Origin of the sequence: Propionivibrio sp., assembly GCF_047602565.1 — a bacterium.
Lineage (GTDB): Bacteria > Pseudomonadota > Gammaproteobacteria > Burkholderiales > Rhodocyclaceae > Propionivibrio.
On record NZ_JASGGX010000001.1, the window covers coordinates 516,189 to 528,889 of the forward strand.

Annotated in this window: 12 protein-coding genes and 1 riboswitch; of the genes, 4 read left to right on the forward strand and 8 right to left on the reverse strand. The window is 69.7% G+C overall.

The window, feature by feature from the left end:
- Positions 1-5: 5 nt before the first annotated feature.
- The 4 genes from QM701_RS02380 to QM701_RS02395 form a co-directional block, all read right to left on the reverse strand.
- Complete coding sequence (locus QM701_RS02380; protein WP_415165499.1) at positions 6-1,181, reverse strand: cation:proton antiporter; 1,176 nt, start codon at positions 1,179-1,181, stop codon at positions 6-8.
- A complete protein-coding gene (locus tag QM701_RS02385) occupies positions 1,178-1,501 on the reverse strand; it encodes a DUF190 domain-containing protein (RefSeq protein ID WP_415165500.1) in 324 nt (107 codons plus the stop codon). The genes QM701_RS02380 and QM701_RS02385 overlap by 4 nt, the downstream gene beginning before the upstream one ends.
- 17 nt (positions 1,502-1,518) lie before the next feature.
- The gene (crcB, locus tag QM701_RS02390) at positions 1,519-1,902 is read right to left on the reverse strand and encodes a fluoride efflux transporter CrcB (protein WP_415165501.1); all 384 of its coding nucleotides are present in this window, start codon (positions 1,900-1,902) and stop codon (positions 1,519-1,521) included.
- 59 nt (positions 1,903-1,961) lie between these two features.
- Positions 1,962-2,039, reverse strand: a riboswitch (Fluoride riboswitch).
- 52 nt (positions 2,040-2,091) lie between these two features.
- Positions 2,092-4,173 carry a YgiQ family radical SAM protein gene (locus QM701_RS02395; protein ID WP_415169331.1) on the reverse strand — a complete coding sequence of 694 codons (2,082 nt, stop codon included), beginning with the start codon at positions 4,171-4,173 and terminating at the stop codon, positions 2,092-2,094.
- A gap of 274 nt (positions 4,174-4,447) precedes the next feature.
- Here QM701_RS02395 and QM701_RS02400 point away from each other — a divergent pair, with 274 nt between their 5' ends.
- The 4 genes from QM701_RS02400 to QM701_RS02415 are packed head-to-tail and all read left to right on the forward strand — an operon-like array spanning position 4,448 to position 8,636.
- Complete coding sequence (locus QM701_RS02400; RefSeq protein ID WP_415165502.1) at positions 4,448-6,244, forward strand: alkaline phosphatase; 1,797 nt, start codon at positions 4,448-4,450, stop codon at positions 6,242-6,244.
- Positions 6,241-6,717, forward strand: coding sequence for a hypothetical protein (locus QM701_RS02405; protein ID WP_415165503.1), 477 nt, complete (start codon positions 6,241-6,243; stop codon positions 6,715-6,717). The genes QM701_RS02400 and QM701_RS02405 overlap by 4 nt, the downstream gene beginning before the upstream one ends.
- A 12-nt stretch (positions 6,718-6,729) precedes the next feature.
- Entirely contained in the window at positions 6,730-7,395 is a 666-nt protein-coding gene (locus tag QM701_RS02410) for an ABC transporter ATP-binding protein (RefSeq protein ID WP_415165504.1), read from the forward strand.
- Positions 7,392-8,636 carry an FtsX-like permease family protein gene (locus QM701_RS02415; protein WP_415165505.1) on the forward strand — a complete coding sequence of 415 codons (1,245 nt, stop codon included), beginning with the start codon at positions 7,392-7,394 and terminating at the stop codon, positions 8,634-8,636. The genes QM701_RS02410 and QM701_RS02415 overlap by 4 nt, the downstream gene beginning before the upstream one ends.
- 4 nt (positions 8,637-8,640) lie before the next feature.
- Here QM701_RS02415 and QM701_RS02420 read toward each other — a convergent pair whose 3' ends face one another.
- The 4 genes from QM701_RS02420 to QM701_RS02435 form a co-directional block, all read right to left on the reverse strand.
- Complete coding sequence (locus QM701_RS02420) at positions 8,641-9,546, reverse strand: alpha/beta fold hydrolase (RefSeq protein WP_415165506.1); 906 nt, start codon at positions 9,544-9,546, stop codon at positions 8,641-8,643.
- Positions 9,547-9,590: 44 nt separating this feature from the next.
- On the reverse strand, positions 9,591-11,021 hold the full coding sequence (fumC, locus tag QM701_RS02425; RefSeq protein WP_415165507.1) for a class II fumarate hydratase: 1,431 nt from the start codon (positions 11,019-11,021) through the stop codon (positions 9,591-9,593).
- A 172-nt stretch (positions 11,022-11,193) separates the two neighbouring features.
- Positions 11,194-12,069 (reverse strand): pirin family protein, encoded by an 876-nt coding sequence (locus tag QM701_RS02430; protein WP_415165508.1) that lies wholly within the window; start codon positions 12,067-12,069, stop codon positions 11,194-11,196.
- Between the two features lie 27 nt (positions 12,070-12,096).
- The gene (locus tag QM701_RS02435; protein ID WP_415165509.1) at positions 12,097-12,693 is read right to left on the reverse strand and encodes an FMN-dependent NADH-azoreductase; all 597 of its coding nucleotides are present in this window, start codon (positions 12,691-12,693) and stop codon (positions 12,097-12,099) included.
- Positions 12,694-12,701 lie beyond the last annotated feature (8 nt).

A 12,701-nucleotide genomic window follows, 5' to 3' on the forward strand; every position in this document is an offset into this window, starting at 1 on the left:
CCTCCCTAGGATGATCGAGCTTTGCCGCCGGCATCCTGCAGCAGGTGCCGGGGCAGGAAGAATGCGTTGGCGACCAGGGTCGGCACGACCGCGCTGCCGATCACGGCGGCGACCAGGTAGGAATACTGGGCGCGGTCGATGATCGCGTGCGAGAGTCCGAACAGCGCCGAAATCGTCCCGAACGTCAGGCCGGTTGACATCAGCAGGGTCGTATAGGCGGCTTCCTGGCGCGGCGACTTGTAGAACCGGGCGACCGGATAGACGCCGGCGACCTTGATGAACATCTTGGCGAAGAGCAGGACGAACAGGGCGAGCGGCGCGGCGACGATCGTCTGCATCGAGACCAGCGAACCGGCGCGGATGAAGTAGAACGGCGTCAGCAGTCCGAAGGTCAGCGTGCGCAGGCGGCGGATCAGCGCATGGTCCTTGCCGACCGTTCCCGCCAGCACCATGCCGATCAGGTACGCCGGCAGGACGGCCTCGCTGTCCGCCCAGGCGGCCAGCCCGCCGAAGGCGAACAGCCAGAACAGCAGAAACTTGGCTTCGAGCTCCGAGGGGCGATTGCCGTAGCGGTGGAAAAACCGGGGCGTGCCCCAGGGCAGCACGGCGGACGCCGCCGCGCAAACCGCGAAGAAGATCGCCGTCCGGACGGTGAATGGCGCGAAGATGAAGCCGAGCGCCAGCACCGTCGCCAGGTCGGTGATGAAGCAGGCGGCAAGCACCGTCTTGCCGTAGTCCGTAGCGTTGAAGCCGAATTCCAGCATCACCGCATAGACCACGGCGACCGAAGTGGTCGACATGGCGATCCCGGCCAGCCAGCTCGCCGGCGCGCCCCAGCCCAGCCCCCAATGGGCGACCGCCGCGCAGCCGAAGAACGGCGCGGCGAAGCTGATCAGGCCGACGGCCATCGATTCCTTCCACTTGCGGCGCAGCACGTGCGGATCGAGTTCGGCGCCGGCCAGGAAAGTGAGGACGATGGCGCCCGTGCCGGCGAGGAATTTCACCCAGGACTCGTCGGCGCCCAGGGCGATACCGCCGACGAACGCGCCGATCAGCAGTTGCGCGATGGCGCCGACGACGATTTCCGAAAGCGCCGTCGCGATGCGCAGCCAGATCGAGAGCAGGCTGGCCACCAGCGCCAGCCCGAGCCAGAGGGCGGCCAGCAGCCAGGTATCCGTCATTGGTCGAGCTCTCCGAGCGTGCCGTATTCGACGACCGATTTCACGTAGAACAGGTGGATGCCCTCCTGCTCCAGGAAAGCGAAAAGGCGGACGGCTTCCTCCTCCGACATGGCCATCAGCACTTCCTGCGGCTGATCCGCCAGTTCGAAGAAGCGGGCCGAGTGGATTTTTCGGTGTTTGCCGTAGCCTTCGGTGCCCGAGATGACGGTCGCGCCCCGGACTCCCAGTTCGCGCGCGGCATGCATCAGCCATTCGGCGGCCGGCTTGTTGCGATGCATGTGATCCTGCTGGGTAAAGAAGGTGATTTGGTAGCCTTTCATGCCATGCTCCTCGATGTTCAGGCGGATTTGATCAGGTGCCAGGTCGCCAGGCCGGCCAGGGTGGCCAGGAGCGAACCGCTCACATGGGTGGCGATCGCGCCGATGGCCCAGGTCACGCGACCTTCCTGGAGCAGAGAGGTAACTTCCGCCGAGAAGGTGGAAAAGGTGGTGAGTCCGCCGCAGAAGCCGGTGATGATGAACAGGCGCCATTCCGGCGCGATGCCCGGCGCCTGGGCGAAGAAGGCGGCGGCGACGCCGATGATGTAGCCGCCGATCAGGTTGGCCATCAAGGTGCCGGGCGGCAGCGTGGGGAAAATGCTGTTGAGCCGGGCGCCGAGCTGCCAGCGCAACAGGGCGCCCAGCGCCGCGCCGATCGAGATTGCGAGAGTTGGTCTCCACATGGTCCTGTCCTGTTGTTGATCTTGATCGGACAAGAGCCGTGCCTACGCCTCCCATCCGGGGTCACGTAGGCATCATCAGCCTCGCTGAACTACTGAAGCGGGGCGTTTAAGGGAGGAATGCCATCTCCAACTGCTCCCGGAGTATAGCCAAGGCGCCGGCGGGCCGCAAATCCGGGTTGCTCGCGGCGGTCACCGCTTCTTTTTGATCTTGGCGCCGGGCGGGGGACGCCGCCCGGCGGCGCGCTCCGTCGCATTGGCCGTTGCGGCGCCGGCCCGGCCCTGCCGCAGCCCGGTTCCCGCGGGCTGGAAATGCGGCACCAGATGTTTCTTGCCGTTGCCGATCAGGTCGGCGCGGCCCATCTGGCGCAGGGCCTCGCGCAGCAGCGGCCAGTTCTCCGGGTCGTGGTAGCGCAGGAAGGCCTTGTGCAGCTTGCGCTGGCGGCCGGCGCGCACGGTGTCCACCTTCGGCGATTGACGGCCGACCTGCTTCAGCGGGTTGCGTCCGCTGTGGTACATCGTCGTGGCCAGCGCCATCGGCGTCGGCAGGAAGGTCTGCACCTGGTCGAGGCGGAAGTCGTTGCGCTTGAGCCAGAGCGCCAGGTTGAGCATGTCCGCGTCGGTGGTGCCGGGATGCGCGGCGATGAAGTACGGGATCAGGTACTGCTCCTTGCCGGCCTCCTTCGAGAAGCGCTCGAACATCTGCTTGAAGGCGTCGTAGCTGCCGATGCCCGGCTTCATCATGTGCGCGAGCGGTCCCGGCTCGACGTGCTCGGGCGCGATCTTGAGGTAGCCGCCGACGTGGTGCGCCACCAGCTCCCGCACGTACTCCGGCGCGCGCACGGCGAGGTCGTAACGCAGGCCGGAGCCGATCAGCACGCGCTTGACACCGGGGATGGCGCGGGCCTTGCGGTAGAGCGCGATCAGCGGGCCGTGGTCGGTGCCCATGTTCTCGCAGACGTCCGGGTAGACGCAGGAAAGCCGCCGGCAGGCGCGCTCGATGCGCTGGTCCTTGCAGGCCAGGCGGTACATGTTGGCGGTCGGCCCGCCGAGGTCGGAGATGATGCCGGTGAAGCCCGGCGTCCTGTCGCGGAGGTCCTCGATCTCCCGCAGGATCGATGCCTCGGACCGGCTCTGGATGATGCGCCCCTCGTGCTCGGTGATCGAGCAGAAGGTGCAGCCGCCGAAGCAGCCGCGCATGATGTTGATCGAGAAGCGGATCATTTCGTAGGCCGGAATCTTCGCGTCGCCGTACGCGGGATGCGGCCGGCGCTGGTACGGCAGGCCGTAGACGCCGTCCATCTCCGGCGTGGACAGCGGGATCGGCGGCGGATTGAGCCAGACGTCCCGCCGCCCGGCGCCCTCGCCATGCGCCTGCGCCAGCGCCCGCGCGTTGCCGGGGTTCGATTCCAGGTGGAAGGTGCGCGAGGCGTGCGCGTAGAGCACCGGGTCGTCCCTGACCTGTTCGTAGGACGGCAGCCGGACCACCGTGCGGGCGCGGTCGAGCTTGCGCGCGGCCGCCGGCTGGAAGCGGACCGGCTGGGTTTCCCGTCCGTCCGGTGGAATATCCGGCGGCACGCCTTCCGCTTCGCCGTAGGGATTGGCGTGCCGGATCAGCGGCCCCGGCGTATCGACGTCCGTCGAGTCGACCTCCGCCCAATCGGCGCCGGGGCGCCAGCCGGGCGGGACCATGAAAGCCGTGCCGCGCAGGTCGCGGATCTGCGCGATCGGTTCGCCGGCCGCCAGCCGGTGCGCCAGGGCGATCAGCGCGCGCTCGGCGTTGCCGTAGATCAGGAGGTCGGCCTTGGAATCCGGCAGCACCGAGCGCCGCACCTTGTCCGACCAATAGTCGTAGTGGGCGATGCGGCGCAGGCTGGCCTCGATCGAGCCGATCACCACGTTGGCTTCCGGGTAGGCCTCGCGGCAGCGCTGCGCGTAGACCACCACGGCGCGGTCGGGACGCCGGTCGGCCGCGCCGTCGGGCGTATAGGCGTCCTCTGAACGGATCTTGCGGTCGGAGGTGTAGCGGTTGACCATCGAATCCATGTTGCCGGCCGAGACGCCGAAGAACAGGTTCGGCCGGCCCAGCGCGCGGAACGGTTCGGCCGAATGCCAGTCGGGCTGCGCGATGATGCCGACGCGGAAGCCCTGCGCCTCCAGCAGCCGCCCGACCAGCGCCATGCCGAAGCTGGGGTGGTCGATGTAGGCGTCGCCGGAGACGACGATCACGTCGCACGAATCCCAGCCGAGCGCGTCCATCTCGGCCCGCGACATGGGCAGGAACGGGGCCGTGCCGAAGCGTTTCGCCCAGTACGGGCGATAGGAGAAAAGCGGCTTGGGCGTATCGGGCGGCATCGGGTCCTGCGGCGGGTCGGCTGAGGCAAGGGGCGGATTCTACAGGGTTTTCGGCCACTATCGATGCAGACCCGCGGCGCCCGCCGAAGTTCGCGCCGGCAACCGCCCCGCGCGGGCGCGGCGGCGCTGTCACGCAAACGCAACACGCCTTTTCTATGCTGGGCGCTCTCCCAGCAACCACGAGGACAGGCCCATGCGTCTTGCTTTCTTTCCCCGGACGGCGCTCGTCGCCGCCGCCTTCGCCCTGCCGCCGCTGACTGCCTCCGCGCAGGCCATCTACCCGATCGACCGGGCGGAGATCCTGTCCGGCGCGCGCTTCGACTTAAAGGTGGAATTCCCGGGCGTCGTCGATCCGGACAAGGTCTCGGTCACCATCAACGGCCGGGACCACGCGCAGGTGCTGGGCAAGGCCGCCGAACTGATCGTCCGCGAGGACGGCAAGGACGCTTCCAGCCTGCTGCTGCGCGACGTGTCGATCGCCCGGCCGGGCACCTACACGGTGACGGCCGGCGACGGCACGGCCAGCAGGTCGGTCGAATGGACCGTCTACGCCACGCCCGGCAAGCGCGCGGCGAAGAACGTCATCCTGTTCATCGGCGACGGCTTCTCGATCGGCCACCGCACCGCCGCCCGCCTGCTTTCCAAGGGCGTCGACAGCGGCAAGCTCAAGGGCAAGCTGGCGATGGACCAGATGCCCTACATGGCGCTGCTGACCACGCAGGGCACCGATTCGATCATCACCGACTCGGCCAACGCCGCGCACGCCTACACCACCGGCCACAAGTCCTGCGTCAACGCGCTCGGCGTCTACTGCTCGCGCGCCGCCAACTCGCTCGACCATCCCAAGGTGGAAACGCTGACCTCGCTGGCCAAACGCAAGGGCCTGGCCGTCGGCGCGGTGACCAACTCCGAGGTCGAGGACGCGACGCCGGCCGCGATGGTGGCGCACACGCGCCGCCGCTCGGATTACAACGACATCGTGCAGATGTTCCACGACAGCAGGATCGACGTGCTGATGGGCGGCGGCTCGCCGAACTTCCTGCCCAAGAGCACGGCCGGCTCGAAGCGCGCCGACGACGACGATTACATCGCCCGCTTCAGGGACGCCGGCTACGCGCTGGCCACGACCAGGAGCGAAATGCTCGCCGCGGCCGACGACGCGAAGACGACGAAACTGCTCGGCCTGTACAACACCGGCAACGTGGACGGCGCGCTCGACCTGAAATTCCTCAAGAAGGGCTCGGTCGCCAAATTCCCGGACCAGCCCGACGTGGTCGAGGAAATGCGTGCCGCGATCAAGATCCTCGCACGCAACAGGAACGGCTTCGTGCTGATGGTCGAATCGGCGCGCATCGACAAGTACTCGCACTCGATGGACCCGGAACGCGCGATCTACGACACGATCATGCTGGACAACGCGGTCAAGGCGGCGCAGGACTGGGCCAAGGCCAACGGCAACGACACCCTGATCCTGGTCACCGCCGACCACAGCCACCCGGTCAGCGTGATCGGCACGGTCGACGACAATGCGCCCGGCGGCGAGCTGCGCAACAAGGTGGGCATCTACGAAGGCGCCGGCTTCCCCGACTACCGGCCGAACGACGAGGGCTATCCGGTCAGCGTCAACGTGCCGCGCCGCCTGCGCTTCGTCTTCGGCGCCTACCCGGACTACTACGACACCTTCCGCCCCTTCCTCGACGGCGAATTCGTGCCGGCGGTCAAGAACGGCGACGGCGTGATGGTCGCCAACGAGAAGTACAAGGACGTGCCGGGCGCCGTGCTGCGCGTCGGCAACCTGCCCAACACGGGGCCGCGTGCCGCCAACCAGGGCATCCATTCGGGCGACGACGTGATCCTCACGGCAATGGGTCCGGGCGCCGGGAAAGTGCGCGGCCAGATGGAAAACACCGACGTCTTCCGCGTCATCGCCGAGGCGCTCACCCTGGCGCCGCGCGGCAAGGCCGCCGCCGGAAAGGCGAGCAGCCAGTGACCGTCGCCGGCCGCCGCCTCGGCCCGCCCGCCGGGGAGCGCCGCGCGCTTTCCCGGCGCGCGTTCGTGCTGCTGCCCCTGCTGGCCTTCCCCGCGCTGGCGGGCGCCACCGAGGCGCTGACCTTCGACGGGCTGTACCAATCGATCGGCGTGCTCGGCGTCCAGTATTCCGAACGCGCGCTCGCGCTCAAGGGACGGCCGGTGCGCATGCGCGGCTACATGGCGCCGCCGCTCAAGCCGGAAAGCACTTTCTTCGTGCTCACCCGCGAGCCGGTCGCGGTCTGCCCGTTCTGCGCGTCCGACGCCGAATGGCCGGTCAACATCGTCGTCGTCTATCTCAGGAAGACGCTGATTCCCGTCAACGTCCAGCAGCGCATCGCGGTCGAAGGACGGCTGGAGATCGGCTCCTGGACCGATCCGCGCACCGGATTCGTCAGCCAGGTGCGCCTGGTCAACGCGGACGTCGGGCGCTGAGCGGAGACGGCCATGGGACAGACGCTGCACGTCGAGAACCTGGTCTGGCGCTTTCCAGGCCAGCAGCAGGCGCTGTTCGAGATCGCCGCACTCGACGTGCCGGCGGGTTTCAGCCTCGGCATCCGCGGCCCCTCGGGCGCCGGCAAGACCACGCTGTTCCACTGCCTGTCCGGCATCGCCGCGCCCCACTCCGGCAGCGTGCGCTGGGACGGCGCCGACCTGTGCGCGCTCTCCCCCGAGGCGCGCGACCGCTGGCGCCACCGCCACCTCGGCCTGGTCTTCCAGGACTTCCACCTGATCGACGGACTGGCGGCGTTCGACAACGTGCTGCTGCCCGCCCACTTCGGCCGCTGGCGCGCGCCGGCCGAGTTGCGCCGCCGGGCCGGCGAACTGCTCGACGCGGTTGGCATCGGCTGCCCGGAACGCGACGTCGCGCTGCTCTCGCGCGGCGAGCGGCAGCGCGTCGCCTTCGCCCGCGCCCTGCTCTTCGCGCCCGGCATCGTCATCGCCGACGAGCCGACCGCCAGCCTCGACCCCGACCACCGCGCGCGCATCGGCGACCTGCTGGTCGACCTCGCGCAGGCGCGGGGCGCCACGCTGATCGTCGTCTCGCACGACCAGGAACTGCTCGCCCGGCTCGACCGCCGCGTCATGCTGGAAGACGGGAGACTGCAATGAACCCGTGGCCGATCGTCCGCGCCGACCTGCGCCGCAACCGCCTGCTGGCGGCGGCGACCATCCTGCTGGTCGCTCTTGCGCTGGCCACGGGAATCGCGGTGATTTCGCAGGAACGCGCCCTGCGCCAGGGCAGCGCGCGCGCCGCCGACGACTTCGACCTGCTGATCGGCGCGCCCGGCAGCCCGACGCAGCTGGTGCTGAGCACCGTCTTCCTGCAGCCGCAGGCCATTCCGCTGGTCAACGGCGACGTGCTGGCGCGAGCCGCCGCGTCCCCCGGCATCGCCTACGCCGCGCCGATCGCCTTCGGCGACCACTGGCGGGGCCATCCGATCGTCGGCACCACGGCCGCTTTCGCGCTGCGCGGCGGCACGCTGAAGCCGAGCGAAGGCCGGATGTTCGCACGGCGCGGCGAAGCCGTCGTCGGCGCGGCCGTGCCGCTCGCCATCGGCGCCGAAATCACGCCGCAGCATGGCCACGGCGAACACCATGATGACGACGAAGACCACGACGACGATGACGATGCGCATGAAGCCGGGCATGCCGGCATCCGCTACGCCGTCGTCGGGCGCCTGCCGGCGAAACACACGATCTGGGATGCCGCCGTGCTGGTGCCGGTCGAGGACGTGTGGGCGATCCACGGCCTGGCCGACGGCCACGGCGCCGGGGACGCGCGCATCGGCCCGCCGTGGGACGCCGCGCGCCTGCCCGGCGTGCCGGCCATCGTCGTCAAGCCGGCATCGGTGGCCGGCGCGTACGCGCTGCGCGGCGCCTTCCGCACGCCGCAGAGCATCGCGCTGTTTCCCGCCGAAGTGCTCAACGAGCTGTACGCCGCGCTCGGCAACGTGCGCGACCTGATGTCGCTGCTCGCCGTCGCCGCGCAGGCGCTGGTCGTCGCGGCGGTGCTGATGGCGCTGCTGGTCGGCTTCCTCGCGCGCCGGCGCCAGTTCGCCGTGCTGCGCGCGATCGGCGCCGGCCGGGCCTACGTCTTTGCCGCGATCTGGATCGAGGTGGCGCTGCTGGTCGGCGTCGGCGCCCTGCTCGGCCTGCTGCTCGGCTACGGCAGCGCCGCGGCGCTCTCGCTGTGGCTGCAGGGCAAGACCGGCTTCGCCATGCAGGCCCGCCTGGGCCTCGAGGAATTCGTCCTGGCCATCGGCCTCGTTCTGGCCGGCGCGCTCTTCGCCGTCCTGCCGGCGTGGCAGGTGTTCCGGCGGCCGATCGTCGCGGGGCTGACCGCGCGCTAGGAAGTCACTCCCGCGAAAGAAACTGTTCGATCGCCGCGGCCACGCGCTCGGGCTGGTCGTGCTGCACGCTGTGGCCGGAATCGGGAATGGACACCGTGCGCAGGTCGCGGAAGCTGGACAGCCGGCGCTCGAATTCCGGCGGGTCGTTGCCGAAGCGTTTGACGACGAAGCCGTGCTCGGCGATCTGCAACTGCACCGGCGCTTCGACGCGCCGCCAGCAGGCCAGCGTGTCGTCAACGTGATAGGCCAGCGGCGACGGCACGCGATGCCAGGGATCGCAGGCCATCATCACCGTGCCGTCGGCGTTCATGCGGCTGACGTGCCAGGAGAGGAACGCGGCGCGCGCCTCGGTGAGGCGCGGATTGGCTTCCATCAGGCGGGCGGCGAGCGCCTCGCAGTTCGGATACAGGCTCGACGGCGGGCCGTTCTCCACGTTGTGCAGCCACGCGCCGAGCAGCTTGGGCGAGTCGTCGTCGATGGCTGGCTTGAGGCCGAGGAAGTCGAGCATGGCCAGCTGCGCCACCCGTTGCGGCCGCACGCCGGCATACGAGCCGGCGACGTTGGCGCCCATGCTGTGGCCGACGATGCGCGCCGGCCGGTCCGGGGAGTAATGCGCCAGCAGGCAATCGAGATCCGCGTAGTAGTCCGGGAACCAGTACGGCCGGCCCAGCCACTCCGATTCGCCGTAGCCGCGCCAGTCGGGCGCGATCACGTGCCACGGCCGTTCGAGCGCGTCGACGAGGAACTGGAAGGTCGGCGAACAGTCCAGCCAGCCGTGCAGGAAAAACACCGCCGGCGCATCCTCCGGCCCCCAGTGGCGGACGTTGTAGCGCAGGCCGCGGATGTCGATTTTCTCGGTTCTCGATTTCTTGTGCTGCATGGCGGACGAAACGGCGGTTGGCGAAGGCATGGGATTCTGCCACGACGGCAGGCCGAAAGGGACTGCCCGCGGGCTCAGCCCTTTCCGCCGACCATGTCCTCCGCCCGCACCCAGCGGTCGAAGTCGGCCTCGCCGACGTAACCCAGCGCCAACGCCGCCTCGCGCAGCGTCGTCCCTTCGCGGTGGGCCTTCTTGGCGATCTCGGCGGCGCGGTCGTAGCCGATGTGCGGCGCGAGCGCGGTGACCAGCATCAGCGAGCGGTGCATGAGTTCGTCGATGCGCTCGCGGTTGGCCTCGATGCCGCGCACGCAGTGCGCCTCGAAGCTGGCCATGCCGTCGGCGAGCAGGCGGATGCTCTGCAGGGCGTTGTGGGCGAGCAGCGGCTTGAACACGTTGAGCTCGAAATTGCCGAGCGCACCGCCGATGCCGACCGCCGCGTCGTTGCCCATGACCTGCGCGCAGAGCATGGTCAGCGCCTCGCACTGGGTGGGGTTGACCTTGCCGGGCATGATCGAGCTGCCCGGCTCGTTCTCGGGGATGCGGATCTCGCCGAGCCCGGAACGCGGACCGGAGGCCAGCCAGCGCACGTCGTTGGCGATCTTCATCAGCGCCACGGCCAGCGTGCGCAGCGCGCCGTGCGCGGCGACCACGGCGTCGTGGGCGGCCAGCGCGGCGAACTTGTTGGGCGCGGCGGCGAACGGCAGGCCGCAACTTTCCGCCAGCGCCGCCGCGACGCGCGCGCCGAACTCGGGATGCGTGTTCAGCCCGGTGCCCACGGCGGTGCCGCCTATCGCCAGTTCATACAGTGCCGGCAGCGTCGCCTCGATGGCCGCGCGCGCGTGGGCGAGCTGCGCCACGTAGCCGGAGAATTCCTGCCCCAGGGTGAGCGGCGTGGCGTCCTGCAGGTGGGTGCGGCCGATCTTGACGATGCCGGCGAAGTCCGCCGCGCGCGCCTCCAGCGCCGCGCGCAGCCCGTCCAGCGCCGGCAGCACGCGCCGCGCGACGCCGAGGGCGATCGCCACGTGCATCGCGGTGGGGAAGACGTCGTTCGACGATTGCCCGAGATTGACCTCGTCGTTCGGATGCACCCGGCGCTGCAGGCCGCGTTCGCCGCCGAGCAGTTCGGAGGCGCGGTTGGCGAGCACCTCGTTCATGTTCATGTTGCTCTGCGTGCCCGAGCCAGTCTGCCACACGACGAGCGGAAACTGCGCCGCGTGCCGGCCGTCGAGCACCTCGTCGGCCGCTGCCGCGATCGCCGCCGCCTTGTCCGCCGGCAGCAGGCCGAGATCGCGGTTGACCACGGCGGCCGCCCGCTTGACCTGCGCCAGCGCGTGGATCAGCGCATCCGGCAGGCGCTCGCCCGAAATCCGGAAGAATTCGAGCGAGCGCTGGGTCTGGGCGCCCCACAGGGAATCGCCGGGCACCTCGATCGGCCCGAAGGAGTCGCGTTCGGTGCGGGTGGCGGGAAGTCCGGCGGTATCGCCGGAAGTGTGCGTCGTGTTCATGGGATTCGTTCCTCCTCCATGTCGGCCGGGCGCTGCGAGCGTCAACTCTCCTCCCCCTTCAAGGGGGAGGCCGGGAGGGGGATGGGGTGTTCGAAGGCCGTGATTCCATGAGGTTACCAGCGCTCGAACCCCATCCCCACCCCAACCCTCCCCTTGAAGGGGAGGGAGAACGTCAGGCCAGCCGTCCTTCGCGGTAGTCGCCGAGCGCCCGGTAGATTTCCTGCTCGCTGTTCATCACGAACGGTCCGTATTGGACTATCGGCTCGCGCAGAGGTTGCCCGGCGATCAGCAGCGCGCGCGTCCCGGCCGCGCCCGCCGCCTCGATCAGCACGCCGTCGGCCTCCGGGTCGTTGGCCAGGATCGCCATGCGCTGCGCGGGCACCGCCGTGCCGGCCACGCTCGCCTCGCCGCGATAGACGTAGAGGAAGGCGTTGTGCCCGGCCGGCAGCGGCTGCGCGAAGCGGCCGCCCGGCGGCAGATGGAGATCGAGGTACAGCGGCGCCGTGGCCTCGCGCGTCACCGCGCCCGCCACGCCGTGGCTCTCCCCGGCGATCACCGTCGCCTCGACGCCCGCGTCGGTGGTGAAGCGGGGCAGCTCGGCGGCGGCGAAGTCGCGGTACCACGGCGCGTTCATCTTGTCGCGCGCCGGCAGGTTCAGCCAGAGCTGGAAGCCCTCCATGCGGCCGGCCTCCTGCTCCGGGATCTCGGAATGGATGACGCCGCGCGCGGCCGTCATCCACTGCACGCCGCCGTTCTCCAGCAGGCCCTCGTGCCCCGCGCTGTCGCGGTGGCGCATGCGGCCGGCGAGCATGTAGGTCACCGTCTCGAAGCCGCGGTGCGGGTGATCGGGAAAGCCGGCGATGTAGTCCTGCGCGTCGTCGCTGCCGAAGGCGTCGAGCATCAGGAAGGGGTCGAGACGATGCTGCAGCCCCTGCGACAGCACGCGCGTGAGCTTCACCCCGGCGCCGTCGGACGTGGCCCGGCCGGCGACCAGTTGTTCGACGCCGCGCGAACGGCGAACGGATTCAGTCTGGCGGATGGTTGCCATGATGTCTCCTTTCCATATTCAACGGCCTCAGGCGAAGGCCGCGGCGATTTCCGCCTCGGCTTCGGCGAAGCCCTGCCGCGCCGCCTCCGGCCCCATGTTGAGACCCTCGGCGTAGAAAAAGCTCACGTCGCTGATGCCGAGCAGGCCCAGGATGGCCTTCAGGTACGGCACCTGCGTGTCGAGCGGCGTGCCGCGGTAGCGCCCGCCGCGCGCCAGCGCGACATACACCTTCTTGCCTTCGAGCAGCCCCTGCGGCCCCTTCTCGGTGTAGCGGAAGGTGACACCGGCGCGCGAAATCGCGTCGATCCAGCTTTTCAGCTGCACGGGCACGCCGAGGTTGTACATCGGCACGCCGAGCACGATCACGTCGGCCGCCTGCACCTCGGCGATCAGCGCGTCGTCGAGCGCCACGCGCGCCGCCTGCTCGGGCGTGCGCTCGGCGGCCGGCGTGAACAGGGCGCCCAGCGCGACCTCGTCGAGGATCGGGTGCGGCATCCTGGACAGATCGCGCACGTTCCAGCGCGCGTCCGGATAGGCGGCGCGCAGGCGCGCGGCGATGGCGTCGGCGACGCGGGTGGAATTGGCGTCGCGGCGGACGCTGGCGTTGATTTGCAGGATGTTCATGCGGGCTC

Bases quoted from the DNA above. Each gene is read 5' to 3' on its own strand.
- QM701_RS02400 (WP_415165502.1), top strand. From the start codon at position 4,448: ATGCGTCTTGCTTTCTTTCCCCGGACGGCGCTCGTCGCCGCCGCCTTC.
- QM701_RS02435 (WP_415165509.1), bottom strand. From the start codon at position 12,693: ATGAACATCCTGCAAATCAACGCCAGCGTCCGCCGCGACGCCAATTCC.
- QM701_RS02410 (WP_415165504.1), top strand. From the start codon at position 6,730: ATGGGACAGACGCTGCACGTCGAGAACCTGGTCTGGCGCTTTCCAGGC.
- QM701_RS02430 (WP_415165508.1), bottom strand. From the start codon at position 12,069: ATGGCAACCATCCGCCAGACTGAATCCGTTCGCCGTTCGCGCGGCGTC.
- crcB (WP_415165501.1), bottom strand. From the start codon at position 1,902: ATGTGGAGACCAACTCTCGCAATCTCGATCGGCGCGGCGCTGGGCGCC.
- QM701_RS02415 (WP_415165505.1), top strand. From the start codon at position 7,392: ATGAACCCGTGGCCGATCGTCCGCGCCGACCTGCGCCGCAACCGCCTG.
- QM701_RS02380 (WP_415165499.1), bottom strand. From the start codon at position 1,181: ATGACGGATACCTGGCTGCTGGCCGCCCTCTGGCTCGGGCTGGCGCTG.
- QM701_RS02395 (WP_415169331.1), bottom strand. From the start codon at position 4,173: ATGTCGCGGGCCGAGATGGACGCGCTCGGCTGGGATTCGTGCGACGTG.
- QM701_RS02420 (WP_415165506.1), bottom strand. From the start codon at position 9,546: ATGCCTTCGCCAACCGCCGTTTCGTCCGCCATGCAGCACAAGAAATCG.
- QM701_RS02385 (WP_415165500.1), bottom strand. From the start codon at position 1,501: ATGAAAGGCTACCAAATCACCTTCTTTACCCAGCAGGATCACATGCAT.
- fumC (WP_415165507.1), bottom strand. From the start codon at position 11,021: ATGAACACGACGCACACTTCCGGCGATACCGCCGGACTTCCCGCCACC.